This is a genomic window from Megasphaera sp. AF13-6AC (assembly GCF_027685385.1).
Taxonomy (GTDB): domain Bacteria; phylum Bacillota; class Negativicutes; order Veillonellales; family Megasphaeraceae; genus Megasphaera; species Megasphaera micronuciformis.
The window spans coordinates 1-3,131 of sequence record NZ_JAQCUN010000126.1 but is presented as its reverse complement, the minus strand read 5'-3'; the positions used below and the strand labels follow the sequence as shown (position 1 = coordinate 3,131).

At 47.8% G+C, this 3,131-nt stretch carries 4 protein-coding genes; all 4 read right to left on the bottom strand.

Annotated features, from left to right (window positions below; all coding sequences use genetic code 11):
* Positions 1–1,106 (bottom strand): ribonuclease Y (rny, locus tag PGX78_RS06865; protein ID WP_270446081.1); only part of this gene is annotated, 1,106 nt, incomplete at its 3' end.
* Positions 1,107–1,258: 152 nt separating this feature from the next.
* Positions 1,259–1,693 carry a regulatory protein RecX gene (locus tag PGX78_RS06860; RefSeq protein ID WP_270446078.1) on the bottom strand — a complete coding sequence of 145 codons (435 nt, stop codon included), beginning with the start codon at positions 1,691–1,693 and terminating at the stop codon, positions 1,259–1,261.
* A gap of 5 nt (positions 1,694–1,698) precedes the next feature.
* On the bottom strand, positions 1,699–2,742 hold the full coding sequence (gene recA, locus PGX78_RS06855; protein WP_006942235.1) for a recombinase RecA: 1,044 nt from the start codon (positions 2,740–2,742) through the stop codon (positions 1,699–1,701).
* An 11-nt stretch (positions 2,743–2,753) separates the two neighbouring features.
* A partial coding sequence (locus tag PGX78_RS06850) for a CinA family protein (protein WP_270446076.1) occupies positions 2,754–3,131 on the bottom strand: 378 nt, incomplete at its 5' end.

Sequence of the window (3,131 nt, the reverse complement as noted above, 5' to 3'; positions counted from 1 at the left end):
AAATCATGATCCAAGGCCTTACCGATATCATGAATCAAGCCGCCGCGACGTGCCAAGTGGACATCGACACCCAATTCGGCCGCCATAATGCCGGCCAGCTGAGCCACCTCAATGGAGTGACGCAATACGTTTTGACCGTAACTGGTACGATACCGTAACCGACCGAGAGTTTTGATGACTTCCGGATGAAGGCCGTGAACACCCGCTTCATATGTAGCCTGTTCCCCGGCTTCACGAATCTTCTGGCTCACTTCTTTACGAGCTTTTTCAACCATTTCTTCAATGCGTGCCGGATGAATACGCCCGTCGACAATCAGTTTCTCCAAAGCCAGTCGAGCCACTTCACGACGAATAGGGTCGAAACAGGACAAAATAACAGCTTCCGGTGTATCGTCAATAATCAAATCAACGCCCGTCAGTGTTTCAATAGCCCGGATATTACGGCCTTCACGACCGATAATGCGACCCTTCATTTCATCATTAGGCAAGGATACGACGGACACCGTCGTTTCCGCTACGTGATCGGCTGCACATCTTTGAATAGCCAAGGAAATAATTTCCAACGACTTCTGTTCCGCTTCTTCTTTGGCTTCGTCTTCAAGAGACTTAATAAGCTGAGCCGTTTCGTGCTTAATTTCCGTCTTTACGTTGGCCAAAAGCAACTCTTTCGCATCGTCGTAAGAAAGTTCGGAAATTCGTTCCAACTCTGCCAGTTGCTGTTCATGTAACCGGTCAATCTTTTCACGAACCTTCGTAATTTCTCCTTCTTTACGAAGTAAAGCTTCTTCCTTCTTTTCCATCGTATCGAACTTCTTGTCCAAATGCTCTTCCTTCTGATTGAGGCGACGCATTTGGTGCTGCAGTTCACTGTGTCGTTCTTTATAGTCACGTTCCGCTTCACTACGTAAGCGTTGCGCTTCTTCTTTACCTTCAAGAATCGTTTCTTTACGCTGCGCTTCCGCGTCTTTTTTCGCCGCACTGATAATGCGAGCCGCTTCCGTTTCGGCACTGCCCAATTTACCTTCAGCGATTTTCAGACGATAGAAATAACCGGCACCGAGACCGGCCGCACCGCAAATTACAGCTGCCACAATAATTTCCGTCATACTCTGGTTCACCTCCTTTTCATTAAAAAAAGCCGAACTTGCGTCCGGCTTTTTTAGTATGAGTCTTTTCTCAATTCATCATTTTTCAAAAAACCATGATTACATATTATTTCCAGCATACATATACCGGTTATAATTATTGTAAAATTTTTTCAGTCGTCTGTCAAGCTGACAAAGTCCTCTAACGCCGCTCGTACAGCCTTTCCCGAAAACCCTCGGTTTTGCAGATAACGAATAATTTTCTGCTCATTATCACAACGGTTTTTAAATTTTTTGGCAACTAAAGCCAGGGCTACAGACACCTCATCATAGGCTTCCGTCTCCTCGGGAACGAGTAAAAATCGCAGACGCAATTTATTACAAATATAAGCATGCCCGTATTGTGCTTTTTGAGCATAATAGCGATATACGCCTTCAGCCAAGCGATGATCATCAAGAAACCGTTCACTTTTAAGCTTTTCCGTCACTTCATCAATGATCTCATCCGTCACTTCGCGGCATCTTAACTTGCGGCGTAACTCTTCTTCACTCAAAAAACGTACGTTTAAGAACCGTAGGGCCGCCCCGTAGGCTTCCTTATATTCCATAGTTCTTATTCGTCATCCGAAGCATGAGGCACGTCGGTCAACACTTCATCAAACTTTTCCGGTTCGGCTACGAGGGTATCGCGAATGATCTGTTCGATTTCAGCAGCCACATCGGCATGTTCTTTTAAGTAATTCTTAACATTTTCCTTACCCTGACCGAGACGTTCTCCCTTATAGGAATACCAGGTGCCGCTCTTTTCCAAAATTTCCATGGACGATCCCAGGTCAAGAAGAGTTCCCTCTTTAGATATCCCCGTGCCGTACATAATGTCGACTTCACAATTGCGGAAAGGCGGAGCCACCTTGTTTTTAACCACTTTAATGCGAGCTCGGTTACCGATTACATCCGTACCGGACTTAATGGCTTCTCCTTTGCGGATTTCCATACGCACGGAAGCGTAAAATTTCAATGCACGGCCGCCCGTCGTCGTTTCCGGATTGCCGAACATGATACCTACTTTTTCGCGTAACTGGTTGATGAAAATAACGATGGCCTTAGACTTGGAAATGATACCCGTCAACTTACGCAAAGCCTGGCTCATAAGACGAGCCTGCAGCCCTACGTGAGAGTCGCCCATTTCACCCTCGATTTCCGCCTTCGGTACAAGGGCTGCTACGGAGTCGACGACAATGATATCGATAGCCCCGCTGCGCACGAGTTCTTCCGTAATTTCCAGAGCCTGTTCACCGTTATCGGGCTGGGAAATGAGAAGATCCGCCGTATCGACACCCAAATGACGGGCATACACGGGGTCCAACGCATGTTCCGCATCGATAAAAGCGGCAATACCGCCGGCCTTTTGTGCCGAAGCAATGGCATGCAAAGCCAAGGTGGTTTTCCCCGACGATTCGGGGCCGTAAATTTCGATGACACGACCGCGCGGATACCCGCCGACGCCGACTGCCAAGTCAACAGCCAATGACCCGGACGAAATGACCTCCAGATTCATTTTTTCAGCCAAATCGCCGAGACGCATAATCGCACCCTTACCGAAATCTTTTTCAATTTTTTTCATAGCATTTTCCAATGCCGCTTGTTTCGCTTCCATGTAGAACCTCCTTACAACCGTTCCCTCATATATTGCAACAAATGGTAAACCGCCTTCGTAGCGGCTCTTTCTTTTACTTCTTTGCGATCGCCCGGAAAGACGCTCTTATAAACGACCGTCCCCTTCGGCCCGGCTACGCCGAAATAGACAAGCCCCACCGGCTGTTCATCCGTACCGCCGTCGGGACCGGCGATACCCGTCGTACTGACAGCTACATCACTGCCGTATAAAGCGCGACTTCCTTCAGCCATGGCCGCCGCCGTTTCTTCACTGACAGCCGTATAGGTTTGCAGTGTTTTTTCAGGAACACCCAACAACTTCGCCTTAATTTCATCCTGATACGTTCCTGCGGAACCCAGAAAATAAGCGGAACTTCCGGCAATATCCGT

Bases quoted from the DNA above. Each gene is read 5' to 3' on its own strand.
- recA (WP_006942235.1), bottom strand. From the start codon at position 2,742: ATGGAAGCGAAACAAGCGGCATTGGAAAATGCTATGAAAAAAATTGAA.
- PGX78_RS06860 (WP_270446078.1), bottom strand. From the start codon at position 1,693: ATGGAATATAAGGAAGCCTACGGGGCGGCCCTACGGTTCTTAAACGTA.